The organism is Paenibacillus rhizoryzae (assembly GCF_059686995.1).
Map to the genome: position 1 here is coordinate 558,187 of NZ_JCAALT010000003.1, position 23,833 is coordinate 582,019.

The following is a 23,833-nucleotide window of genomic DNA, read 5'->3' on the forward strand; positions in this document are numbered from 1 at the left end:
GGGGGGATGAACGGTGAGACCTAGAAAAATTCCACTGCGTAAATGTGTTGCTTGTCAGGAGATGAAGGCAAAGAAAGAGCTGATCCGCGTCGTTCGTACGCCTGATGAATCGGTTCTGATCGATTTGACGGGCAAGAAAGCAGGACGCGGCGCTTATCTTTGCGGGAAAGTCGCTTGCTTTAAGCTGGCCAAGAAGAGCAGAGCACTTGATCGGGCTTTGAAACAAACCGTTGGCATTGAAATATATGATCAGCTGGAGCAAGATTTTATCGCTGTAGAGGACACGTTTAACGCGAATAAGGATGAGATCGATGACGAAGACGAAGCATAAGTCGCTTAACACGCTTGGCATGGCGATGCGGGCCGGTAAGCTTGTTACCGGAGACGAAACCGTATTGAAAGCAATCCAGCAGGGCAAAGCGAAACTTGTCATAGTTGCCGGTGATGCATCAGATAATACAAAGAAGAAGTTTCGGGACAAATGTGCTTCCTACAATGTCAAACTCGTAGAAGCATTCGACCGAATTACGCTTGGGGAAGCAATCGGCAAGTCAGAGAGGGTTCTCCTAGGTGTAACCGACTCAGGCTTTTCTAAAAGCATTGCACAGAGCTTAATTGAACCTACGGAGGTGGAGTATATTGACTAAACAACAAGACAAAGATAAATTACGCGTCTACGAATACGCGAAAAACTTAAATATGAGCAGCAAGGAAATCATTACGATCCTAAAGCGACTCAATCTGCCCGTTAACAATCATATGAGCGTTATGGAAAATGAAATGGTTTCGAAGGTGGAAGGTTTCTTCCGCGATATTAAAGCTAACGCAGCAGCGAAACGCGCCCAGGAGAGCGCGACCGTCTCTGCAGCAGCTCAGTCGTCTAATCGCCAGCAACCGCAGGGTCAGCCTGAACGCAAGGCTCAATCAAGCACGAATGCTCCAGCGCAAGGACATGGACAGGTCAACAAAAATACTCAGGAACAGCAGGGGAATATGAATACAACTAATACGCAAGCACCTAGCGCAGCTCAGACTGCGAACGCGGCGCCAAGTCCGGCAAGCACACAAACACCGGCATCAGGCGTTACAGCGAGCACGACACCGACGACCTCCACTCAACAGCCTACATCAGGCCAACCGCAAGGCAGCTCGAGCTCAAATCCGCGTCCGCAAGGTCAAGGCGGCTATCAAGGCAATCGTCCGCAAGGTCAAGGCGGCTACCAAGGCAACCGTCCGCAAGGTCAAGGCGGTCAAGGTGGTCAAGGCCAGCGTCCGCAAGGCCAAGGCGGCGGCTATCAAGGCAACCGTCCAGCAGGTCAAGGCACCGGCTACCAAGGTAATCGTCCGCAAGGCCAAGGCTCTTCGCAAGGCGGTCAAGGACAACGTCCGCAAGGCCAAGGCTCCTCGCAAGGCGGCCAAGGTCAACGTCCGCAAGGTCAAGGCGGCGGCTACCAAGGCAATCGTCCGGCAGGTCAAGGCGCAGGCGGTGGCGGCGGTTATCAAGGCAACCGTCCTTCGGGTCAAGGCTCCAGTACTGGCGGCGGTCAAGGCGGCGGTTTCCGTCCTTCCACACCGCGTCCGGATCAAGCGAGTCAACAACCGAACCGCAGTGCTGCTCCAGCTCGTACATTCGAGTCGCGCAGTACGACGTCCGATGATCATGCAAAGAAAAGAAACAATCCGAAGGCGGCTAACAGCAACTTCGGTGCGAATAAACGTTTTGAAGATTCCCGTACAGGCAACTTCAAGAACAACCGCGGCGGTAAGAACAACCGTGGTAAAGGACAACAGCAAGAACGCAAAGAGAAAATCGACAATACGCCGAAGAAAATTATCGTACGCGGTACAGTAACGGTTGGCGAATTGGCTAAATTGCTTCATAAGGATGCTTCCGAGGTTATCAAGAAACTCATCATGCTTGGCGTAATGGCTACCATTAACCAAGAGGTCGATCTGGATACCGTTCAATTGATCGCTACCGAATATGGCGTTGAGGTTGAAGTGAAGATCCCTGTAGAAGAGGATGCGTTCGAAACACTGGAAGAGAAGGACGAAGAGGATACACTGGAAGCTCGTCCACCGGTTGTAACCATCATGGGTCACGTCGATCATGGTAAAACAACGCTTCTTGATGCCATCAGACACACTAGCGTAACTAGCGGTGAAGCCGGCGGTATCACGCAGCATATCGGGGCTTATCAAGTTGAAATCAACAATAAGAAAATTACGTTCCTCGATACACCGGGTCACGAAGCGTTTACGCTCATGCGTGCTCGCGGTGCTCAAGTAACGGATATTACAATTATCGTTGTAGCAGCCGATGACGGCGTTATGCCTCAAACGGTTGAAGCCATTAACCATGCTAAAGCAGCAGGCGTTCCGATTATCGTAGCGGTTAACAAAATCGATAAGCCAGGCGCTGACGTAGATAAAATCAAACAAAGCTTGACGGAGTATCAGCTCGTTCCGGAAGAGTGGGGCGGAGATACCATCTTCGTAAACGTGTCCGCTAAGCAACGCACTAATCTTGAGGAGCTCCTTGAGATGATTCTGCTCGTTGCCGAAGTGAACGACTACAAAGCGAACCCGAACAAACGTGCACGCGGTACGGTAATTGAGGCTGAGCTTGATAAAGGTAAAGGTCCGGTTGCTCGCGTTCTCGTTCAGCACGGTACGCTTAAGATCGGTGACGCATTTGTTGCGGGCAACTGCTTCGGCCGCGTTCGCGCGATGGTCAACGATAAGGGCCGCCGTCTCAAAGAAGCGGGACCTAGCACGCCGATCGAGATTACGGGTCTAACGGAAGTTCCGCAAGCCGGCGATCCGTTCCTCGTGTTCGAAGACGAGCGCAAAGCACGCGCGATTGCAGATCGTCGCGCAATTAAGCACCGCCAATCCGAGCTCGGTGCAAATTCGAGAGTAACGCTCGAAGATTTGTACAATCATATTAAAGAAGGCGAAATCAAGGATCTGAACGTGATCATCAAAGCTGACGTTCAAGGCTCCTCTGAGGCGCTTAAAGGATCTCTTGCCAAAATCGACATCGAAGGCGTACGCGTTAAGATCATCCATAGCGGTGCAGGCGCGATTACAGAATCCGATATCAACTTGGCAGCAGCGTCCAGTGCAATCGTTATCGGCTTTAACGTTCGTCCAGAGCCGCAGGCGCTTGCAACGGCGGAGCAGGAGAAAGTCGATATTCGTCTGCACAGCATTATCTATAACGTGATTGACGAAATTGAGCATGCCATGAAAGGGATGCTGGATCCAATCTTCAAGGAAGTTATTATGGGCCAGGCTGAAGTGCGTAATATTTTCAAAGTTACAAAGGTCGGCGTCATTGCTGGCTGTATGGTTACTTCCGGAAAAATTACACGCAGCGCGAAAGCTCGCTTAATCCGTGCCGGTATCGTGGTCTTGGAAACCGAAATCGAATCGCTTAAACGGTTCAAGGATGATGCAAAAGAAGTGGCGCAAGGCTATGAGTGCGGCATAACGCTCGAGAAGATGAACGACCTTAAAGAGGGAGACATTATCGAGGCTTACGTCCTGGAAAGTGTAGAGAGGTGATCAACCTATGGCTAAAGTCCGCGTAGGACGTGTAGGTGAACAAATCAAGAAAGAATTGAGCCAAATCATTCAGACGGAGCTCAAAGATCCGCGCATCGGTTTCATAACGGTAACCGGCGTTGATCTAACGAATGACCTCTCGCAAGCACGTGTTTATCTAAGCGTGCTGGGCAGTGAAGAGCAGAAAGAAGAAACGCTTAAAGCTCTTGCCCGCGGTACAGGTTTCATTCGTTCCGAGCTCGGCAAACGAATTCGATTCCGCCATACGCCGGAGCTGCTGTTCAAATTCGACAGCAGTATCGAGTACGGCAGCAAGATCGAAGCGTTACTGCATACGATTAACGGCAGGAGCGGCGAATGACCACGGCGAAAGCTGCGGTTTTCTCGGCCGCTTATAAAGAACAGCTGCAAGCGGCGCTTGACTTCATTCGAGACGGCAATCGGTTTCTTGTCGTCTCGCATGTTCAGCCGGACGGGGATGCCATTAGCTCGACAGTAGTTGTTGGCTGGCTTCTTCGCCAATTTGGTAAGCAAGCCGTCTTAATTAATGAAGGTGCGGTGCCGATTCGTCTACAGTTTCTGGAATCGTCTGCATCGATCATTAATTATAGCAAGCAGCCACTGGATGAAACGTTTGACCGCATCATTGCGATTGATTGCGCGGACTTCCGCCGAATCGGACGAGTGAGTGAAAGATTTGCCGAATCAGCTCAACTGCTTAATATTGATCATCATCCTACTAATGATGCTTTCGGCACAGCGAACTTAATCCGAATCGATGCGGCCGCAACGGTCGAAATTTTATATGATCTCATCGAGCATGGGGCCATTTCACTTGATCGTGAAGTTGCTACCGCCATTTATACAGGTCTTCTTACGGATACGGGCGGATTCCGTTACTCCAACACCACTCCAAGGGTCATGCAGGTTGCATCGCGCATGCTGGCGGAGGAAGTTGAAGGACACTGGATTGCCAATCATTTGCTGGAGCAAATGACAAAACCGCAGTTGCTTCTCTTGCAGCGCGGACTTAATCGGTTAACGTTCTCGGATGATAACCGGATTGCGTGGCTGTATGTCGCTTTCTCCGATATGGCGGAAACCGGTGCGGTTGGCGATGACCTTGAAGGTCTGGTCAACTACGCGGTAAATGTGGAAGGCGTAGACGTAGGCATCTTGTTCAAAGAAACCGAGAATGGCGATGTGAAAGTAAGCATGCGCTCTACCGGTAAAGCAGATGTGGCGGCAATTGCGCAAACGTTTGGCGGCGGCGGACATGTCCGGGCAGCAGGCTTCCGATTGGAGAACGGGATACAAGAAGCAATCGGCAAAGTTGTGCAAGCAGCAAGTGAGGCGCTTAACCTATGATGGATGGCATTTTGGCAGTTTGGAAGCCCGCTGGCTGGACCTCGCATGACGTGGTCGCTAAAGTCAGAGGCATTGTTAAAGTCAAACGAATCGGCCATACCGGTACACTGGATCCTGCCGTAACCGGAGTGCTGCCGCTTTGTATAGGCCGCGCGACGCGCGTAGTCGAATATGTGCAGGAACGGCCTAAATGTTATGAAGCGGTGATGCAATTCGGCATTGCGACAGATACAGAGGACTTAACCGGAACGGTACTCGAAGAGCTTCCTTCTGTGACGTTGACGGAGGCGGATATTCGCCGCGTCTTATCCTCGTTCTTAGGCGAGATCGAGCAGGTACCACCGATGTACTCAGCTGTTCGAGTTGACGGTAAACGGTTATATGAGTTGGCACGTGAAGGTCAAGTTATTGAACGGAAATCCAGACCGGTAACGATCTATGCTCTGGATTTGCTGGATATGAAGCTGGACCAGCCGCACCCAACCATTCGATTCTCTGTTTCCTGCTCCAAAGGTACTTATATCCGCACGCTATGTGTAGATATTGGACAAGCCCTTGGCGTACCTGCTGTAATGGCAGAGTTAATTCGCACAATGTCCGGAGGTTTTACAAAGAAGCAATGCTTCACGCTCGAACAAATCGCGCAGCTTCAGGCTGCCGGCGAACTAGAAGAGAAGCTGACGCCTTCTGATGAAGCGCTTGATCATTTTCCCCGTGCTACAGTTAGCATGGAGAATGTACAGCGTGCCTTCCAGGGCAAGCGGATCTACTTGAACGCGATGTTCGATCATGGAGATTATCGGAAGGATTCCATCATTCGCCTCTATGGCATTGACGGTACATTCGTCGGCTTGTTTTCTCCGGATGAAGATACAGCGACGCTTAAAGCTGTGAAGGTTTTCACCAAAACAGCAGATTAGTGAAGAACTTAAAGCAGGTGTGACTGCAGTGGAAATTATCTCATTACAATATCCGATTGTCTCGTCTCAAGCAGCGCTTACAGCCAAACCGAAAACGCTGGCAATCGGTCATTTTGACGGCGTCCATCGCGGCCATCAGAACGTGATTCGGCATGCAATGGAAGCTGCCCGCGCGGCAGGCCTTCAGGGAGCTATTATGACCTTTCATCCTCACCCGAAGGAAGTGCTTGGTCAGAACGGGCAGTATACGGCAAGTCTTACTCCCCTTGATGAGAAGGTAGAACGCTTCCGCAAATTAGGTGCTCAAGTCGTATACATCGTGAACTTCGATTTGGATTTCGCCAGCGTAACTCCGGCAGACTTTGTCGAGTACGTGCTGCGACCGCTTCAAGTGAAGCAAGCGACGGTTGGCTTTGATTTTACCTTTGGAGCCAAGGGTGCAGGGAAGCCGGAAACATTATGGGCACTTGGTGAGCCTGATATCGAGGTGGAAATCGTGGATCCTTTCATGCAGGATGGGGATAAAGTAAGCAGTACGCTAATTCGTGAAGCACTTTCTGAAGGGCGGCCCGAAGTAGCGGAGCAGCTTCTCGGCGAACCGTATCAAGTACGGGGAGTTGTTATTCATGGGGAAGGCAGAGGACGGACGATCGGTTTTCCGACAGCGAACATTAAGCAAGAAGCAGCCTATCTGATTCCAAGACAAGGCGTTTATGCTGTAATGGTTCAAGTTGACGGGAAGCGGGTGCCGGCTGTTCTCAATATCGGCGTAAAGCCGACTTTCCACGAGAAACTGCCAGAACCGGTTATGGAGGCGCATCTGCTCGATTTCAGCGGCGATCTGTATGATAAATCCATCACGGTCCAATTTATCTCCTTCTTACGAAGTGAGAAGAAGTTCGGATCCATTGATGAATTGATCGCTCAGATCAAATCAGATGCCGAACAGGCGAGTTTCGTTCTGGCTGCTTACAATAAGAATTAGGCTCGGCATTTACTTCTTGTAGGCAGATGTGTTATACTCTATTTCGTTGCGTAATCATGTTCAATTGACACTACGCGCAGCGAAACAGAACCTTAGCTTGGCCAGTTCGTTTTTCACCGGGCGACGGCGAGGCTAACGGCGATTATGATAGAAGGAGGTGAACATGGATGGCACTTACACAAGAGCGTAAACACCAATTGATCGACGAACACAAAACCCACGCGAACGATACCGGTTCTCCGGAAGTTCAAATCGCTATCCTGACGCAAAACATCGTCAACTTGACAGATCATCTTCGGACGCACAAGAAAGATCATCACTCGCGTCGCGGTCTGCTTAAGATGGTTGGTCAACGTCGTAAACTGTTGGCTTACTTGAAAAACAAAGACGTTAAACGTTACAGCGCATTGATCGAAAAACTCGGCCTTCGCCGATAATAGATGCGGGGATAAAAGCAACCTGGTTGTCAAGCCGCCTGGGATTCCAGGCTCAGCTGCACTGGGTTGCTTTTTGTAAATAAACCATACATAATGTTTTTGAGCAGCTCCATGTGGAGCTTTTCTTATAGGTAATTTTTCGACAGTTTTTGGTAATGGAGTGCGTGTGTGGAAATCAATGAAAACCTGACAGCTGAGCATCCCGGGTGGGGTGTAGCGGCTTGCAGTTGAGGAGGAATAATATGCTGCATCGTGTAGAAACAACGCTTGGCGGCCGCCCGTTCATTCTTGAGACGGGTCGTTTAGCCAAACAAGCAAACGCAGCGGTAACCGTGAAATACGGCGAAACTGTAGTATTATGTACGGTTGTATCATCCACTGAACCGAAGAATCTTGACTTTTTCCCACTGACTGTCAACTATGAAGAGCGTTTATATGCAGTAGGTAAAATTCCAGGCGGTTTCATTAAGCGTGAAGGTCGTCCAAGTGAGAAAGCGATCCTGGCGAGCCGTTTGACAGACCGTCCGATTCGTCCGCTATTCCCGGATGGCTTCCGGAACGAGGTGCAAATTGCCAATATCGTCATGAGCGTGGATCAAGACTGCACACCGGAAATCGCAGCGATGATCGGAACATCCGCGGCGTTGACATTGTCGGATATTCCGTTCAACGGACCCGTTGGCGGCGTTATTGTTGGCCGTATCGACGGTCAATTTATCATCAACCCAACGGTTGACCAAGAAACGAAAAGCGACGTGCACGTTGTAGTTTCCGGTACCAAAGATGCGATTATGATGGTAGAAGCGGAAGCAAACGAAGTATCGGAAGATGTTATCCTCGAAGCGATTATGTTCGGTCACGATGAGATCAAACGTATTGTCGCTACGATCGAAGAGCTTCAAGGTCTTGCAGGCAAACCGAAGGTTGAAGTGAAGCTACATACGGTGGATGCCGCGGTTAACGAGGCTGTTCGCGCTTTTGCGAAAGCACGTCTTGTTGAAGCAGTCAGCATTGCGGAGAAACATGCTCGTCAAGAAGCGATCGACGTTGTGAATGCGGACACGATTTCCCACTTTGAAGCGGAATATGCGGAAACGCCGGAGCTTCTTGGCGATGTGAAGGAAGTCCTTTACGATATCGTGAAAGAAGAAGTGCGTCGTTTGATCACGCATGATAAGATTCGTCCGGATGGACGAGCTCTAAGCGAAATCCGTCCAATCGAATGTGATGTCGCCTTGCTGCCACGTACGCATGGTTCCGGTTTGTTCACACGCGGACAAACGCAAGCACTAAGCATCTGTACGCTTGGCGCACTCGGCGATGTGCAAATTCTTGACGGTATTGATCTGACTGAAACGAAACGTTTCATGCATCATTACAACTTCCCTCCGTTCAGCGTAGGGGAAGCTAGACCATTGCGTCCTCCGGGCCGCCGTGAAATCGGTCACGGTGCTCTTGGTGAGCGCGCGTTGTCCAAAGTCATTCCGAATGAAACTGAATTCCCATATACCATTCGTCTCGTTTCCGAAGTGTTGGAATCGAACGGCTCCACCAGCCAAGCAAGTATCTGCGCAAGCACACTTGCCATGATGGATGCGGGCGTTCCGATTAAAGCGCCGGTTGCGGGTATCGCAATGGGTCTAATCAAAGACGGCGATCACTTCTCGATTCTCTCGGATATTCAAGGGATGGAAGATCACCTCGGCGATATGGACTTCAAAGTTGCGGGTACTGCAGCTGGCGTAACTGCGATCCAAATGGATATCAAAATCGACGGTATCGATCGTGCGATTCTCTCGCAATCCTTGGAGCAAGCTCGTGTAGGCCGTTTGCACATTCTTGGTAAAATGAATGAAGTGATGCAAACACCTCGTACAAGCCTTTCCAAATATGCGCCGAAAATCGTCATTATGAAAATCCATCCGGACAAAATCCGTGACGTTATCGGCTCCGGCGGTAAAATCATCAATAAAATCATTGATGAAACCGGCGTAAAAATCGATATCGAGCAAGATGGAACAGTGTTCATTGCATCTTCCAACGCAGAAGCCAATGAGCGCGCAAAACAAATCATCGAAGGCATCGTTCGTGAAGTGGTTGTAGGCGAGGTTTACCTCGGTACAGTGAAACGGATCGAGAAATTCGGCTGCTTCGTAGAAATTTTGCCAAACAAAGACGGTTTGGTTCACATTTCGCAAATCTCTACAGAGCGTGTTGCTAAAGTTGAGGATGTCCTGAAAATTGGCGATCAAATTACAGTAAAAGTAACGGAAATCGACCAACAGGGCCGTATCAACTTGTCCCGCAAAGCAGTTCTGACGCCAGAGGTTCCTGCTCAGCAGTCCTAAGGATAGAGCAACAGATAAGAAAGTAGAGACAGATGCTGGCATCTGTCTCTTTTTTGTTGCCTTATAGTCCTTCGCTTCTTCTCATAAAGTGGGCCGAGCCATAATATGATGAAGGAGAAGGGTGGGACAGCTCCTATGAGGCTGAAGAAAGCAATCGTCATGGCATTGGTCATGTGTACGCTGATAATGTTTGTAAGGCTGAATGGCCCGCTCTCTGAATACGTGACGGCAGTAAAGAATGGCAACCGTGGCGCATTCGAGCCAACACTATATGCATTCTCCGGAACGAATGCAGCTCTTATGGATACGATTCGATCTGAAGCAGAGAAGAAGCGGATTGCACCGGTTGACGCAAGAGTGGATCGGGTTTGGAAAGCGATACCGGGCTACAACGGTTTGGAGATCGATGTGGACAAAACCTATAGGCTCATGGAGAATGCTCCCGAGAATGAGCCTATTCGGTTTGTATACAAGGAAGTGGAGCCGAAGGTTAGCTTGAATGATCTGGGACGCGTTCCTATTTATAAAGGCAATCCAAACAAGCCTATGGTGGCCATAATGATTAATGTGGCTTGGGGGAACGAGTACATTCCGTCCATCTTGAACACGCTGAGGAAGGAAAACGTAAAAGCGACTTTTTTCTTCGATGGGTCTTGGCTCAAGAAAAACACCGATGTCGCCAAGCTAATTCAAGCTGAGGGACATGAAATTTCGAATCACGCGTATACGCATCCAAAGATGAGTCAACTTGATCGGCGTTCTGCATATAATCAAATTGCAAAGACCGAAGCCTTACTGAAGTCTACTTTGAATGTCACGAACAAGTGGTTCGCGCCGCCTTCGGGTGATTTTAATCAAATGACGGTTGATGTCGCAGCGGAGCAGGGGCTCAAGACCGTCCTCTGGACGCTCGACACGGTTGACTGGACGCATCCGCCCGCATACTCGATCATTCGTAAGGTGCGTACCCGCGTGGAGCCGGGATCGCTCATTCTGATGCATCCGACGGATTCATCAAGCGCTGCGCTTCCAGGAATGATTACCGCAATCAAGCAGAAAGGACTCATGCTCGGTACCGTCAGTGAAACGCTCTCTTCCAAGAGAACCTCATTAGTTGAGGCAAGACCATAATTTTGTTATAGTGAAGTCATTGTATTTCTGCTAGATGGTGATGAAGCAGCAGAAAACGTGTAGGAGGAACCGAATTGAATAACTATACCCTTAGCAATGGTTTACGCGTCGTAGTAGAATACATACCGACATTCCGATCGGTGGCCTTTGGGATCTGGGTCAAGACCGGCTCGCGCAACGAGTCACCTGAGAATAATGGGATTTCCCATTTTATCGAGCACATGTTGTTTAAAGGAACAGAACGTCACAGCGCGAAAGATATCGCAGATCTGTTCGATGGTATCGGCGGCAACGTAAATGCGTTTACTGCCAAAGAATACACTTGTTATTTTGCCAAAGTATTGGATCAGCATTTGCCAATCGCCGTAGATGCGTTAGCGGACATGTTCTTCAATTCGCAAATGGACGGCGCGGAACTGGCAAAAGAGAAAAATGTCATTCTCGAAGAAATTTCGATGTATGAAGATACGCCTGATGATAAAGTGCATGACGAAGCGTCTCGTTCTGCTTATGGCGATCACCCGCTTGCATATTCCATTCTCGGTCTGGAAGAGCGGTTAAGTGCCATGGATGGCGACTCGCTGCGCGGCTACATGAAGAGTCAATATCGAATTGATAACACCGTTATAAGTGTGGCAGGCAATGTTGAAGAGAAATCGCTAATCGAGCTGCTGGAGAAGCACTTCGGCGGATTCACAAATAACGGGACAGAAACTGCGGTTTCTACACCAACCTTTAGCGGACAATACCTGTTCCATAAGAAGAAAACAGAACAGAATCATATCTGTATCTCGTTCCCGGGATGTTCCTTTGCAGATCCGCAGCTCTATGCCATGATTTTGCTGAATAATGCAGTAGGCGGAGGCATGAGCTCCAGACTGTTCCAAGAAATCCGTGAGAAACGCGGTCTGGCGTATTCGGTTTATTCCTATCATACCTCTTATGCCGACAGCGGTTTGTTTACCGTTTATGCAGGGACAGCGCCGAAGCAAACCAAAGAAGTGCTGGAGTTAACAATGGCGCAAATGCATGATTTGGCTGTTAAAGGACTAACGGATATTGAACTGCACCGCGGTAAGGAGCAGCTTAAAGGAAGTCTGATCTTAAGCCTTGAAAGCACATCGAGCCGGATGAATCGACTTGGCAAGAACGAGCTGATGCTTGGTCGCCACTATACGCTGGATGAGATGCTGAAGCGTATTGACGATGTGGATATGAAGGATATTCAAGATGTAACGAAACGTATGCTATCCGTTCCTTTTGCCGTGGCGATGGTGGGCAGCAACGATAAAGCAGCAGCGTCAATCGGGAGGGATTCACTTGTTTCAAGTGTTATTTAAACGACTGCCCGGCAATGAAGAAATCGCACTGCCACGCAAGATGTCTGAGCTTGCGGCGGGATTCGATCTTCAAGCGGCAGTAAGCGAGCCTGTTATCTTGAACCCGGGAGAGCGCAAGCTCATCCCGACGGGGTTCTCGATGGCCATGCCCGCGGAACTAGAAGCGCAAATCCGCCCTAGAAGCGGGCTTGCGTATAAACATGGCATTACTTGCTTGAATTCGCCCGGAACAATCGATGCCGACTACCGCGGCGAGGTAAAGGTGCTGCTCGTGAATTTAGGGCAGGAGCCATTTGCGATTGAACGCGGGGAGCGCATTGCACAGATGCTGTTCCAGATCGTGCCTGATGTAACGATTACTGAAGTGGATGAACTGCCGGATACCGTACGCGGTGCAGGCGGCTTTGGCCATACCGGTGTGTAATCTGCAAAGGTAGAAATCATATATTTATTGTACGAAGAGCACCGGGGCTGCAGCCTCGGTGCTTTTTTGTGTTTGACGACAGCCCGAATTTCATTTTCACCCCGCTCTGGGCGGATGCATAAGATGGTCTATAACCAAGTGCGCATACTGTCATTTGGGTTGCCTTGACGGAAGGCGCTGGGGCAGTTACAGAGATGCTGCTAACCGAGCCGCGGTTCTCGCGCGTCTAACGGTTACAGTAGTACTGCTAACCGAGCCGCGGTAGCTCGCGCGTCTAACGGTTACAGTAGTACTGCTAACCGAGCCGCGGTAGCTCGCGCGTCTAACGGTTACAGTAGGAAAGGAGTGATACCCTTATGTTGACAGGGGTTCAGGTCTTGCTTCTAGGCGGTGACGCTCGGGGGCTTGAGGTCATCCGGAAGCTGACCGAGCTCGATGCATCGGTAACGGTTGCTGGCTTTGATCAGTTGCATTCCTCACTGGACGGAGCGGTGCGCGCCGAGCTCAGCGAGGACTTATTTGCAACTGCCGATGCGCTTGTGCTTCCGGCTGTCGGAACGGACGATGACGGCAAAATCATTGCTGTTTTCAGTGACCGTGAATTAGTGCTGACTGATGAGTATGTTGCACGATTACCGAAGCATTGTACCGTGTATACGGGGATGGCAAAGCCATATTTACGCAATTTATGCGGTAAATATGCGATTCGGCTTGTTGAACTGTTTGACCGCGATGATGTCGCCATTTATAACTCGATCCCGACAGCGGAAGGTGCTGTCATGATGGCGATCCAGAACACGGATATCACCATTCATGGATCATCTTGCATGGTGCTCGGCATCGGTAGAACCGGATTTACATTGGCGCGAACGCTGCAGGGGCTTGGGGCAAAAGTGAAGGTAGGCGTGCGCCGCGAGGAGCATTTTGCAAGAGCGTACGAGATGGGTTTCGAGCCCTTCTACATCAAGGAATTACAGCAGTTTGTGGGGAATATTGACTTGCTTTTTAATACAATTCCGACTATGATAGTCACAGCGCAAATTATAGCAAATTTGCCATCGCGAGCGGTCATTATTGACCTCGCTTCGAAGCCCGGCGGAACGGATTTCCGCTTTGCGGAGAAGCGTGGAATTAAAGCATTGCTCGCCCCCGGCCTACCAGGAATCGTCGCACCCAAAACCGCTGGACGTATCATTGCGGATTGTTTAAGTCGATTGATTGAGGAAGATTTCAGGCAACGGGGGAATGAGCAATGAAATGGCAAGGCAAAACGGTGGGCTATGCGCTCTCCGGTTCTCACTGTACGTTTGCAGAGGTCATGCCGGTAATTCAGCGGTTTGTTGACGAAGGAGCGAATGTCGTTCCGATCGTGACCCAAACACTGATTACTACGGATACGCGATTTGGAACTGCGGCAGAGTGGCAGCGGCAGCTGAAGTCCATCACTGGCAATGAAATTATTTCGACAATCGTCGATGCTGAGCCCCTGGGGCCGTCTAAACTGCTCGACGTTCTTGTTATTGCGCCTTGCACGGGCAATACGACAAGTAAACTCGCCAATGCGATGACTGACAGCCCTGTACTCATGGCTGCGAAAGCGCAAATGCGCAATCAACGCCCGCTCGTTCTCGCAATCTCGACGAATGACGGTCTCGGCTTAAACGCCGCTAACATTGCAAAACTTTTAGTATGTAAAAACGTTTATTTTGTACCCTTCGGGCAGGATAATCCCATCCAGAAGCCCAACTCGCTTGTCGCCAAAATGGAGCTGGTGCCTGAGGCTTGTGAAGCCGCCTTACTAGGTAAACAGCTGCAGCCTTTATTGATTGAACGTTCTTAATTTGTAAGCAGAAAAGTCTCAATTTTACGAATTCAGATGTAATTGGAGCAATCCTTGACTTACGTTCTTTTTTTGAGGGGAGACAACAACCAGCATGTCGAATCAGAAATTGTTTAACGTCGCAGTAGTTGGTGCGACAGGCGCAGTAGGAGAACAAATCATTGGTTTGCTCGAGAAAAGGGATTTTCCGATTGCTGAGCTGAAATTGCTGTCTTCCGCACGTTCAGCAGGTACGAAGATCATGTTCAAGGGTAAAGAAATCACGGTGGAGGAAGCTTCGCCGGACAGCTTTAAAGGAGTCGAAATCGCCTTGTTCAGTGCGGGCGGCGATGTGACAAAGGCACTTGCCCCCCACGCTGTCGAGCATGGCGCTGTCTGTATCGATAACACGAATGCCTATCGGATGGATCCGGATACTCCGTTAGTTGTACCTGAGGTTAATATCGACAAGGTAAACGACCACAAGGGTATCATTGCGAATCCGAATTGCTCGACGATCCAGATGGTTGCTGCGCTGAAACCATTGCAAGACCGTTACGGCATTTCTCGAATTATCGTCTCCACTTATCAGGCCGTTTCCGGCGCAGGCAGCCGTGCAATCGACGAAATGCTGCGTCAAACGCGCGAAGTTTTGGATGGCAATGAAGTGAATCCGGATATTTTGCCGGTAGGATCGTTGCCTGTGAAGCATCAGATCGCATTTAATGCAATTCCGCAAATTGATAAGTTTCAAGACAACGGCTATACCCTCGAAGAAATGAAAATGGTTCGTGAAACAAAGAAAATCTTGGGTGACGAGTCCATCGACGTAACAGCGACTTGTGTTCGTATTCCTGTCGTTTATGGCCACTCGGAGTCCGTATACGTAGAGCTCAAAAAAGATTATGAACTGGAAGACGTCAGAACGCTCATTGCCGAAGCTCCCGGTGTCGAACTTGTCGACGATCCTGCAGGTCAACGTTACCCGCTTGCTACTGAAGCGGCTGGCAAACCTGAAGTATTCGTGGGACGACTTCGCCGTGATCTGGGCCATGCACGCGGTTTGAATCTATGGATTGTTTCCGATAATCTGCTCAAAGGTGCAGCATGGAATGCTGTGCAAATCGCAGAATACATCGCAATTGAGAAGGAATAGACGTCCTACAACAAAAGCAGGTTGTTCAGGAAGCTAACGATTCGGCGACGTTGTTCTCGTTCGGATACGGAGGCTTGAATGCGCATCCTCGTTCAGAAGTTCGGCGGGACTTCATTGTCCTCGGAGGAAGCAAGACAATTAGTAATCGGACATATTGATCGGGAACGGCAACGACAGTACGGACTCGTCGTTGTCGTCTCTGCAATGGGGAGAAAAGGCGATCCCTATGCAACGGACACGCTGCTCTCTCTTATTCGCAATCATGGTGATTCATTGCCTGCTAAAGAACGCGATATGCTGCAGGGTTGCGGAGAAATCATCTCTGCTGCTTTATTGTGCAGCCTGCTGCGTGCCGCTGGGATATCGGCGATTGCTTTAACCGGCGGAGGCGCAGGAATTATTACAGATAATCAATATGGGCGTGCCCGCATTATTGAAATTCGGACGGAAGCCATTCATAAAGCGCTAGAGGATGGCCAAGTTGTAATCGTTACCGGATTTCAAGGCGTTACTGAAGCAGGGGATATTACGACGCTCGGCAGAGGTGGCAGCGACACTTCGGCAACCGCCTTAGGAGCTGCGCTCCGCGCAGAGCGAGTCGATATTTATACAGATGTAAACGGCATTCTAACCGCAGATCCCAGGATCGTGAAGGATGCTCGGCCATTAACCGTGATCAGTTATGCCGAGATCGGCAACATGGCAAGGCAAGGAGCGAAAGTCATTCATCCGCGGGCGGTAGAGATTGCTCAGCAAGCTCGTATTCCGCTTCGTGTACGTTCGACCTTCTCAGAAGAGGAAGGAACGCTTGTGACGGACACCTTCGATGCTGCTGCGAAAGCTTCTGCAGTGCGCGATCGTCATGTTACGGGTGTGGCGCATGTCAGCGGTGTTACTCAAATTACCGTACAGGCGCAGGATGGTCACACTGACGTACAACTGCAAGTGTTTCAAGCAATGGCAAGGCATCAAATCAGTGTAGACTTCATTAATGTAAATCCTGGCGGCGCGGTTTATACCGTATTTGATCATGATGCAGACAAAGCCGTTTCGGTTCTGCATGATATCGGTTATTCACCGCGAGCAGTAAGCGGATGTGCCAAAATCTCCGTCATAGGCGGCGGAATGAACGGTGTTCCCGGCATCATGGCACGTATTGTGGAAGCGCTGACGGAGCAAGGAATTCCAATCCTGCAATCAGCAGATTCCAACACTACAATCTGGGTGCTGGTCAGTGAAAATTATATGGCCGGCGCACTGCAAGCGCTGCACTCGAAATTCTCATTACATGAGTAGCAATCGTAAATCGTAGTCAAGCTTTGCGGAGCAAGGCAGCTGAAGAGCTCATGTTTTGCTTCGCAGACCTTTTTTTCATATAAGAACGTATAGGTTCACCTTATACTTAGCTTATATTTCATCGGAATGAAACGCGCTTATCCGCCGAAAGGGCGACGATAGCCGATTCACCTTGGGAGGAATCATACATGGATTTCGGAAGAATAATTACTGCAATGGTTACCCCGTTCCACGCGGACGGATCGATTGACTGGGAAACGACAGGGCGGTTAATGGACTACTTGATCGAGGATCAGCAAAGCGACAGCCTCGTGGTTTCCGGCACAACCGGAGAATCTCCGACGCTTACCGATGATGAGAAAATCGCTTTGTTTACTTTTGCTGTAGAGCACGCACGCGGACGCTGCAAAATTATTGCGGGATCCGGAAGCAATGAAACGGCCCACTCCATTCATTTGACTCAAGTGGCTGAGAAATGCGGCGTTGATGGGGCATTATTGGTTGTGCCTTATTACAACAAGCCGACGCAAGAAGGGATATTCCAGCATTTCAAAGTAATCGCAGAAGGCACCAAACTGCCAATTATGGTCTATAACGTTCCTGGACGTACAATTGTCAGCATGTCTGCTGAGACTACACTTCGTCTTGCGCAAATTCCGAATATCGTTGCAACGAAAGAGTGTGCTTCCCTAGATCAAGTTACGCTTATCGCTTCGCAAGCACCTGCAGATTTCCGCGTTTACAGCGGAGACGACAGCAGTGCTTTGCCTGCGGTTGCTGTAGGGGCACATGGCATTGTCAGCGTGGCAAGCCATATCATCGGGAAGCAGATTCGTGAAATCATCGAGTCTTATTTGAAAGGCGATGTTGCGCAAGCTTATAAAGTGCATGCTGCTTCGCTGCCGATTTTCAGAGGACTGTTTGATCTTCCTAACCCTGTACTTGTGAAAGCAGCGCTAAACCTGAAAGGGCTGCCTGTTGGCGGTGTTCGTCTGCCTCTGGTTGACGCCAATGAGTCAGAATTAGCTGCGCTGCGCAGTATTTTGAACTAATACTTAATTCACTGCTCGTGGTACTTCTTTCCGCAGTCGCCACAAACCGGTGCGCTTGCATCGGTTTTTTGTTTGTACATAGAGAAGGTCATTCCAGACTGGACATTTTCTCCTTTACTTGTTTTTCGTATTTTCAATCATGTATAATGAAAGCAAGTGACGGTGTGCGGCAAAATATTGAAAATGTGTAACGCCTAGGGTGGCGTTGAACAGCACTAGTTATTACTTGTATGAAGCGCGTTCCTGCGGGAGGAACGTCCAGCCATACAATTTGGACAACTATTATATAAAGTTCGATCAGATTAGCTTCGGTTTCTGTCGTTAGGACAGTGATGAGGTCTGGTTTGTTTCGTAAAACTATTAGGAGGTACGGATACACTTGTCTAAGAAAAACATCCAGGATAAGCTGCTTATTTTCGCACTAGGCGGCGTCGGTGAAATCGGGAAGAACATGTATGTCATTCAATATGGAAATGATATCGTAGTCGTAGATGCAGGTCTTAAGTTCCCGGAAGAAGATATGCTCGGAATTGATATTGTCATCCCAGACATTACGTATTTAACGGAGAATCGCGATAAAGTTAGAGGGATTCTGATTACGCATGGTCATGAGGATCATATCGGCGGCTTGCCATATGTACTGAAGCACCTGAATGTGCCGATTTACGGCACGAAGTTAACATTAGGCCTTATCGAAGGCAAATTGAAGGAAGCGGGCTTGCTTGGCGAGACGAAACGCATCCTGATCAATGCGGATTCGGAAGTTCAACTGGGCTCCATGAAAGCGTCCTTCTTCAGAACGAACCACAGTATTCCGGATTCCGTAGGCGTATGCTTGGATACTCCGGAAGGAACTGTCGTACACACAGGCGACTTTAAATTCGACCATACACCTGTAAATAATCAATATGCTGATTTGCAGCGTATGGCAGGAATCGGAGCGCGCGGCGTTCTGGCCTTGCTTTCGGATAGCACAAATGCAGAGCGGGCAGGCTTCACACCGTCAGAGAGCATGATCGGTGTTGAACTTGAAGATATTTTCCGTAAAGCTACACAACGTGTCGTTGTTGCAACTTTTGCATCCAACGTTCACCGTATTCAACAAGTTGTGAATGCAGCTATTGCTACAAAACGTAAAATCGCCGTTGTTGGCCGCAGCATGGTCAATGTCGTGTCGGTTGCTTCTGAGCTTGGTTATTTGAACATTCCGGAAGGCACGATTATCGAGCCTGAAGAAATCAACAAAATGGCTGCTGACCGCGTTGCCGTCCTTTCGACAGGCAGCCAAGGCGAGCCAATGTCGGCTCTTACGCGCATGGCGCGTTCGACGCACCGCAAGGTTGATATTATGCCTGGCGATACTGTTATTATTGCAGCAACTCCAATTCCGGGTAACGAGCGTTATGTGGGACGTACTGTAGACGAGCTGTTCCGTCTCGGCGCCAACGTTATTTATGGACCAGGTTCTGTTTCCGGCGTTCACGTTTCCGGACACGGCAGCCAAGAAGAATTGAAGCTGATGCTTAACCTCATCAGACCGAAATATTTCATTCCGATTCACGGTGAATACCGTATGCTTCGACAGCACGCATTGCTTGGCGAATCCGTCGGAATCGAACGCGAGAATATCTTCGTTATCGACAATGGGGATACGGTTGAGTTCACAGGCGGAGTTGCCCGTAAAGGCAGCAAAGTGCCTGCAGGTAACGTTCTGATTGATGGACTTGGCGTAGGCGATGTAGGTAATATCGTACTTCGCGATCGTAAACTTCTGTCCCAAGACGGCATTTTGGTTGTCGTAGTAACGCTGAGCAAGCAAGATGGCGCGATTTTGTCCGGACCGGACATCATCTCCCGCGGCTTTGTTTACGTTCGCGAGTCCGAAGGACTGCTTGAGGAAGCAAACCGTATCGTAACTTCAACGTTGCATAAGCTGATGAACGATAAAGTCAATGAGTGGGCATCGCTCAAAACAAATGTGAAAGATGCACTCGGACGTTTCTTGTATGAGCAAACGCGCCGTCGCCCAATGATTTTGCCAATCATCATGGAAGTATAAATTGCTCCACCACTAGGAAACGGTCTCCGAAGAGCGTCATGCTCAATTTCGGAGGCCTTTTCTTTTTGCCCGGAATTGCATAATTCTACAGGCAGATTCCATACTATGCAGAGCCGACCATAGGCAGTCTAGGTGGAATGTTGAGGAGGACAAGGCATATGTTTGAGGATGAATTAGTTTATAAATCGGAGCAGCCGGAGCCACCGGCACCTGATCGTAAACCAAGCACGAATCCGGTCGTGGAAACGATTCAGCAGTTAGGTCAGACGGCGACCCCGCAGTCGGAGTCCAACATATTTTGCATGACCATTATCGGGCAGGTGGAGGGTCATCTCGTATTGCCTCCGCAAAACAAGACAACAAAATACGAGCATCTGATTCCCCAGCTGGTTGCAGCGGAGCAAAATGCTAAAATCGAAGGCATCATGATTGTGCTGAATACGGTGGGGGGGGATGTGGAAGCGGGACTAGCTATAGCTGAAATGATCTCATCGCTTACCAAGCCAACTGTCACGCTTGTATTGGGCGGAGGTCATTCGATCGGGGTACCGATCGCTGTTGCCGGCAACAAATCGTTTATCGCGGAATCAGCAACAATGACCATACATCCGATCCGCTTGAACGGGCTTGTTATCGGAGTACCGCAAACCTTCGAATATTTGGACAAAATGCAAGAGCGGGTCGTTCGATTCGTTACTTCCCACTCCAACATAACCGAAGCGAAATTCAAAGAATTGATGTTCAAGACAGGCGAATTGACCCGGGATATCGGAACGACCGTCATTGGGCCGGATGCGGTTAAGCATGGATTGATCGATGCAGTAGGCGGTATTGGACAAGCGCTCCGGGATCTGAATTTACTGATCGATCAGCGCAAGCAAGCAACGGCTGCCGGGGCAGGAGGACTGACGCAATGACAATCTACTCCACAATGCCGCTTGAGCTTGTCTATGATGGAATTAACCATCAGCCGGGTCCTTACGTGTCCATAAAGATAGGGGATGTACAGCTGCAAATTGAATCGGTTACGCCGGGTGTTGGCCGTATCGTACGTTTGCTTGACGGCCCATTGGATGCGTATTTACGTCCTGAGCTCTCGCCGGGAACGCTGATTGCTTTCGGGCACCCATCCTCGTAGAAAGCCCGCCCTTGCTGGATAATAGTAGCACATCCTATGGTCTCCTATGGTATAATGGCTACCAGAGGTGACCATTTTGGCGAAGAAAAAGAAGAAGCGAAAGAGCTCAATTGGGACGAGCCTTAAATATGAAGTATATGGCATTTTACTCATAACCGTATCCGTAATCGCGCTATCGGGTGAAGCAACGGTCGGCCGTTCCTTGTCCAAATTATTTGGTTTATTGCTGGGCAAGTTTTATTTTGTCCTTCCACTAGTCGGTATTTATGTAGGGCTGATCGTCATGGTGAAACGTGCCTGGCCTACAGGCTGGTCGACTCGTAAGACGGGCTTTCTACTCGCAGTGCTTGCTTGCACCTTATGGAGCTCGGTAGCCGTAATGGATCTGAAAACAGAGCCGACAGGCGGGCTGACAGCTTCTTACATACTTTCTCAACTTGGAAGCGATATCCGAGGGACACTCATGACCTCTGCACAACAGGCACAGGCGGAAGGCGTCGTGCAAACGGTTAGCGGCGGGTATGCGGGAGCCATTCAGTATACGCTGCTATATTGGTTGTTTGGCTATTTTGGCGCTAAGTTCGTTATGATTGTCATGTTTGCCATCTCCATCATGCTGATGACGGGCAAATCCTACGTGGATTTGCTGCGGGCAGCCCGAATCAGAGGCGGCCGTTTCTGGTCCTTACTTCGGAAGAAGCTGTTCTCGAAGAAGCAAACGCTGGCGTCTTCGGGGGCGAAGGCAGGTCCGGTTAAGGGTAATGTTGTGACATTGGATGACCTCGATGACGATGATGATGATGAGAACTATGCGCCGGTGCATAACCCGCGTCCGAAGAAAAGCAGATTCCCTATTTTCTCTTGGTTTAATGAAGTACCCAAGACTAATGAGGATGCTCATGATAACGAGTGGCAAATGGATGATGGACACCAAACGGATGCTAAAGGTCAAGCGAGGCGTATGCCTTGGCAAGACGATGAAGATGCTGATGAGCTTGGCTGGCAAGCGAATGTACTGGAGCAGATTGAAGAACATTCAGCGAAAGCGAAGGAAACACCACTCCCTGCGACTTGGGAGCTTCCTTATGATGATGAGAAGGATAATGCCGAGGTGCTAACGGATTTCCATCCGGTTGACGATGCGACCGGAATAGATGATGACTCGTTAGAGGCAGATGATTTCGAGGAAGAACTGCCGGCTGCTGTGACAGCCATCCCGACAAGTCCTGCGATTATGCCCGATGATCCTGATTCACCGGAAGGCTCAGTCAGCATAGTGAAGCGACCGACAGAGAAGCCGTATGTATTGCCATCGTTGTCACTCCTGCAGAAGCCAAGCGGACTTGGCAAAATCGGTGAAACGGCGGATTCCTTGGAGTCCCGACGTAAACTGGAAGCGACACTGGAGAGCTTTGGCGTGAGAGCCAAAGTGCTTGATGTTGTGCGAGGTCCAGCAGTGACCCGCTATGAAGTACAGCCTGCTACAGGCGTTAAGGTTAGCCGAATTGTCGGTCTGACTGATGATATCGCGCTTGCGCTTGCAGCGAAAGATATTCGGATGGAAGCCCCGATTCCAGGCAAATCGGCGATCGGCATAGAAGTGCCGAATACAGAAGTATCGGTTGTTACGATGCGTGAAGTTATGGAGACTCCGTCATTCCTCAATGCGAGTTCGAAGATGTCGATTGCTTTTGGACGTGATATTTCGGGTCAACCGATCGTCGGCAATCTGGCCAAAATGCCCCATCTGCTGGTAGCAGGTGCTACGGGCTCCGGTAAATCCGTTTGTATCAACGGGATTATTACAAGCATTCTGTACAAGGCGCGGCCGGATGAAGTGAAGCTGCTTATGATCGACCCGAAGATGGTTGAGCTTAACATGTACAATGGAATTCCGCATTTGCTTGCACCGGTTGTTACAGATCCAAGACGCGCTTCATTAGCACTGAAGAAGATTGTCGTTGAAATGGAGAAGCGTTATGAGCTGTTCTCCAAGTCTGGCACGCGTAATATTGAAGGTTACAACACGCTCATGGCAGAGAACCCGGCTGCGGTACTCCCCTATATCGTGGTTATCGTGGATGAGCTTGCAGATCTGATGATGGTTGCCGCTAACGATGTTGAGGACGCGATTTGCCGACTTGCTCAGATGGCGCGTGCATCAGGCATCCATCTGATTATTGCGACGCAGCGTCCTTCCGTTGACGTTATTACGGGCGTTATCAAGGCGAACATTCCTTCTCGTATTGCTTTCGGCGTTTCATCGCAAGTCGATTCTCGCACCATTCTCGATATGGTGGGGGCGGAGAAATTGCTCGGTCGAGGCGATATGTTATTCTTACCTGTTGGCATGTCCAAGCCGATTCGGGTACAAGGTGCATTCCTCTCCGATCATGAGGTTGAAGCTGTTGTAGCTTATGCACGTGGTCAAGGCGAAGCCGAATACAAAGAAGACTTAGTGCCCGAGATTGATGATACCGTCACAGAGAATGAAGAGATTCTGGATGAGCTGTACGATCAGGCGGTTCGGATTGTATTGGAAGCGAAGCAGGCATCTGTTTCTTTGCTCCAAAGACGGATGCGAATCGGCTACACACGTGCTGCGAGGCTGATCGATCAGATGGAGGCACGTAGCATTGTAGGACCTTACGAAGGCAGTAAACCGCGTGAAGTACTGCTCACCGTGGATCAGTACGACTCAGGAAAGATTAGCTCTTAAGGCAAATTCATGCATAATCGTATCCTTGATTTCTCATACTAGGAATATGCTTCGCTTGCTTTGCGAATCCA

21 protein-coding genes are annotated in these 23,833 nt (G+C 49.6%); all 21 read left to right on the plus strand.

What is annotated here, in order from left to right; genetic code table 11:
* The first annotated feature begins 13 nt into the window (after positions 1-13).
* A complete protein-coding gene (gene rnpM / locus AC6ESO_RS11595; RefSeq protein WP_210661455.1) occupies positions 14-331 on the plus strand; it encodes an RNase P modulator RnpM in 318 nt (105 codons plus the stop codon).
* On the plus strand, positions 312-647 hold the full coding sequence (locus AC6ESO_RS11600; RefSeq protein ID WP_494819070.1) for a ribosomal L7Ae/L30e/S12e/Gadd45 family protein: 336 nt from the start codon (positions 312-314) through the stop codon (positions 645-647). Before rnpM ends, AC6ESO_RS11600 begins: the two co-directional genes overlap by 20 nt.
* A complete protein-coding gene (gene infB / locus AC6ESO_RS11605) occupies positions 640-3,570 on the plus strand; it encodes a translation initiation factor IF-2 (RefSeq protein WP_497091438.1) in 2,931 nt (976 codons plus the stop codon). The genes AC6ESO_RS11600 and infB overlap by 8 nt, the downstream gene beginning before the upstream one ends.
* Positions 3,571-3,577: 7 nt before the next feature.
* The gene (rbfA, locus tag AC6ESO_RS11610) at positions 3,578-3,931 is read left to right on the plus strand and encodes a 30S ribosome-binding factor RbfA (protein WP_091218644.1); all 354 of its coding nucleotides are present in this window, start codon (positions 3,578-3,580) and stop codon (positions 3,929-3,931) included.
* The gene (locus tag AC6ESO_RS11615) at positions 3,928-4,938 is read left to right on the plus strand and encodes a DHH family phosphoesterase (RefSeq protein WP_497091439.1); all 1,011 of its coding nucleotides are present in this window, start codon (positions 3,928-3,930) and stop codon (positions 4,936-4,938) included. The genes rbfA and AC6ESO_RS11615 overlap by 4 nt, the downstream gene beginning before the upstream one ends.
* Positions 4,935-5,858 carry a tRNA pseudouridine(55) synthase TruB gene (truB, locus tag AC6ESO_RS11620; protein ID WP_497091440.1) on the plus strand — a complete coding sequence of 308 codons (924 nt, stop codon included), beginning with the start codon at positions 4,935-4,937 and terminating at the stop codon, positions 5,856-5,858. Before AC6ESO_RS11615 ends, truB begins: the two co-directional genes overlap by 4 nt.
* Before the next feature lie 28 nt (positions 5,859-5,886).
* Complete coding sequence (locus AC6ESO_RS11625; RefSeq protein WP_497091441.1) at positions 5,887-6,843, plus strand: bifunctional riboflavin kinase/FAD synthetase; 957 nt, start codon at positions 5,887-5,889, stop codon at positions 6,841-6,843.
* A gap of 167 nt (positions 6,844-7,010) precedes the next feature.
* Entirely contained in the window at positions 7,011-7,280 is a 270-nt protein-coding gene (rpsO, locus tag AC6ESO_RS11630) for a 30S ribosomal protein S15 (RefSeq protein ID WP_090574209.1), read from the plus strand.
* Between the two features lie 242 nt (positions 7,281-7,522).
* Positions 7,523-9,628 carry a polyribonucleotide nucleotidyltransferase gene (pnp, locus tag AC6ESO_RS11635; RefSeq protein ID WP_494819075.1) on the plus strand — a complete coding sequence of 702 codons (2,106 nt, stop codon included), beginning with the start codon at positions 7,523-7,525 and terminating at the stop codon, positions 9,626-9,628.
* Positions 9,629-9,763: 135 nt separating this feature from the next.
* On the plus strand, positions 9,764-10,759 hold the full coding sequence (locus tag AC6ESO_RS11640) for a polysaccharide deacetylase family protein (protein WP_497091442.1): 996 nt from the start codon (positions 9,764-9,766) through the stop codon (positions 10,757-10,759).
* A gap of 74 nt (positions 10,760-10,833) precedes the next feature.
* Positions 10,834-12,099, plus strand: coding sequence for a M16 family metallopeptidase (locus AC6ESO_RS11645; protein WP_497091443.1), 1,266 nt, complete (start codon positions 10,834-10,836; stop codon positions 12,097-12,099).
* Positions 12,080-12,523 (plus strand): dUTP diphosphatase, encoded by a 444-nt coding sequence (gene dut / locus AC6ESO_RS11650; protein WP_494819078.1) that lies wholly within the window; start codon positions 12,080-12,082, stop codon positions 12,521-12,523. The genes AC6ESO_RS11645 and dut overlap by 20 nt, the downstream gene beginning before the upstream one ends.
* 356 nt (positions 12,524-12,879) lie before the next feature.
* A complete protein-coding gene (gene dpsA, locus AC6ESO_RS11655) occupies positions 12,880-13,779 on the plus strand; it encodes a dipicolinate synthase subunit DpsA (RefSeq protein ID WP_494819079.1) in 900 nt (299 codons plus the stop codon).
* Positions 13,776-14,363, plus strand: a complete 588-nt coding sequence (locus AC6ESO_RS11660) for a dipicolinate synthase subunit B (RefSeq protein ID WP_090976436.1) — start codon at positions 13,776-13,778, stop codon at positions 14,361-14,363. Before dpsA ends, AC6ESO_RS11660 begins: the two co-directional genes overlap by 4 nt.
* Positions 14,364-14,457: 94 nt before the next feature.
* Positions 14,458-15,498 (plus strand): aspartate-semialdehyde dehydrogenase, encoded by a 1,041-nt coding sequence (locus AC6ESO_RS11665; protein WP_497091444.1) that lies wholly within the window; start codon positions 14,458-14,460, stop codon positions 15,496-15,498.
* A 78-nt stretch (positions 15,499-15,576) separates the two neighbouring features.
* Positions 15,577-16,794: an aspartate kinase gene (gene dapG, locus AC6ESO_RS11670; RefSeq protein ID WP_497091445.1), complete on the plus strand. Its 1,218-nt coding sequence runs from the start codon at positions 15,577-15,579 to the stop codon at positions 16,792-16,794.
* Positions 16,795-16,982: 188 nt separating this feature from the next.
* On the plus strand, positions 16,983-17,846 hold the full coding sequence (dapA, locus tag AC6ESO_RS11675; RefSeq protein ID WP_497091446.1) for a 4-hydroxy-tetrahydrodipicolinate synthase: 864 nt from the start codon (positions 16,983-16,985) through the stop codon (positions 17,844-17,846).
* A gap of 379 nt (positions 17,847-18,225) precedes the next feature.
* The gene (locus AC6ESO_RS11680) at positions 18,226-19,905 is read left to right on the plus strand and encodes a ribonuclease J (RefSeq protein ID WP_091218615.1); all 1,680 of its coding nucleotides are present in this window, start codon (positions 18,226-18,228) and stop codon (positions 19,903-19,905) included.
* A 158-nt stretch (positions 19,906-20,063) separates the two neighbouring features.
* Complete coding sequence (locus tag AC6ESO_RS11685) at positions 20,064-20,822, plus strand: ClpP family protease (protein ID WP_497091447.1); 759 nt, start codon at positions 20,064-20,066, stop codon at positions 20,820-20,822.
* Entirely contained in the window at positions 20,819-21,043 is a 225-nt protein-coding gene (locus tag AC6ESO_RS11690; RefSeq protein ID WP_210661430.1) for a YlzJ-like family protein, read from the plus strand. The genes AC6ESO_RS11685 and AC6ESO_RS11690 overlap by 4 nt, the downstream gene beginning before the upstream one ends.
* A 76-nt stretch (positions 21,044-21,119) precedes the next feature.
* Positions 21,120-23,762, plus strand: coding sequence for an FtsK/SpoIIIE family DNA translocase (locus AC6ESO_RS11695; protein WP_497091448.1), 2,643 nt, complete (start codon positions 21,120-21,122; stop codon positions 23,760-23,762).
* Positions 23,763-23,833 lie beyond the last annotated feature (71 nt).

Coding starts and splice junctions, on each gene's coding strand:
- AC6ESO_RS11685 (WP_497091447.1), top strand. CDS start 20,064: ATGTTTGAGGATGAATTAGTTTATAAATCGGAGCAGCCGGAGCCACCG.
- AC6ESO_RS11615 (WP_497091439.1), top strand. CDS start 3,928: ATGACCACGGCGAAAGCTGCGGTTTTCTCGGCCGCTTATAAAGAACAG.
- dpsA (WP_494819079.1), top strand. CDS start 12,880: ATGTTGACAGGGGTTCAGGTCTTGCTTCTAGGCGGTGACGCTCGGGGG.
- pnp (WP_494819075.1), top strand. CDS start 7,523: ATGCTGCATCGTGTAGAAACAACGCTTGGCGGCCGCCCGTTCATTCTT.
- dapG (WP_497091445.1), top strand. CDS start 15,577: ATGCGCATCCTCGTTCAGAAGTTCGGCGGGACTTCATTGTCCTCGGAG.
- rpsO (WP_090574209.1), top strand. CDS start 7,011: ATGGCACTTACACAAGAGCGTAAACACCAATTGATCGACGAACACAAA.
- dapA (WP_497091446.1), top strand. CDS start 16,983: ATGGATTTCGGAAGAATAATTACTGCAATGGTTACCCCGTTCCACGCG.
- AC6ESO_RS11690 (WP_210661430.1), top strand. CDS start 20,819: ATGACAATCTACTCCACAATGCCGCTTGAGCTTGTCTATGATGGAATT.
- AC6ESO_RS11660 (WP_090976436.1), top strand. CDS start 13,776: ATGAAATGGCAAGGCAAAACGGTGGGCTATGCGCTCTCCGGTTCTCAC.
- AC6ESO_RS11600 (WP_494819070.1), top strand. CDS start 312: ATGACGAAGACGAAGCATAAGTCGCTTAACACGCTTGGCATGGCGATG.
- truB (WP_497091440.1), top strand. CDS start 4,935: ATGATGGATGGCATTTTGGCAGTTTGGAAGCCCGCTGGCTGGACCTCG.
- AC6ESO_RS11665 (WP_497091444.1), top strand. CDS start 14,458: ATGTCGAATCAGAAATTGTTTAACGTCGCAGTAGTTGGTGCGACAGGC.
- rbfA (WP_091218644.1), top strand. CDS start 3,578: ATGGCTAAAGTCCGCGTAGGACGTGTAGGTGAACAAATCAAGAAAGAA.
- AC6ESO_RS11640 (WP_497091442.1), top strand. CDS start 9,764: ATGAGGCTGAAGAAAGCAATCGTCATGGCATTGGTCATGTGTACGCTG.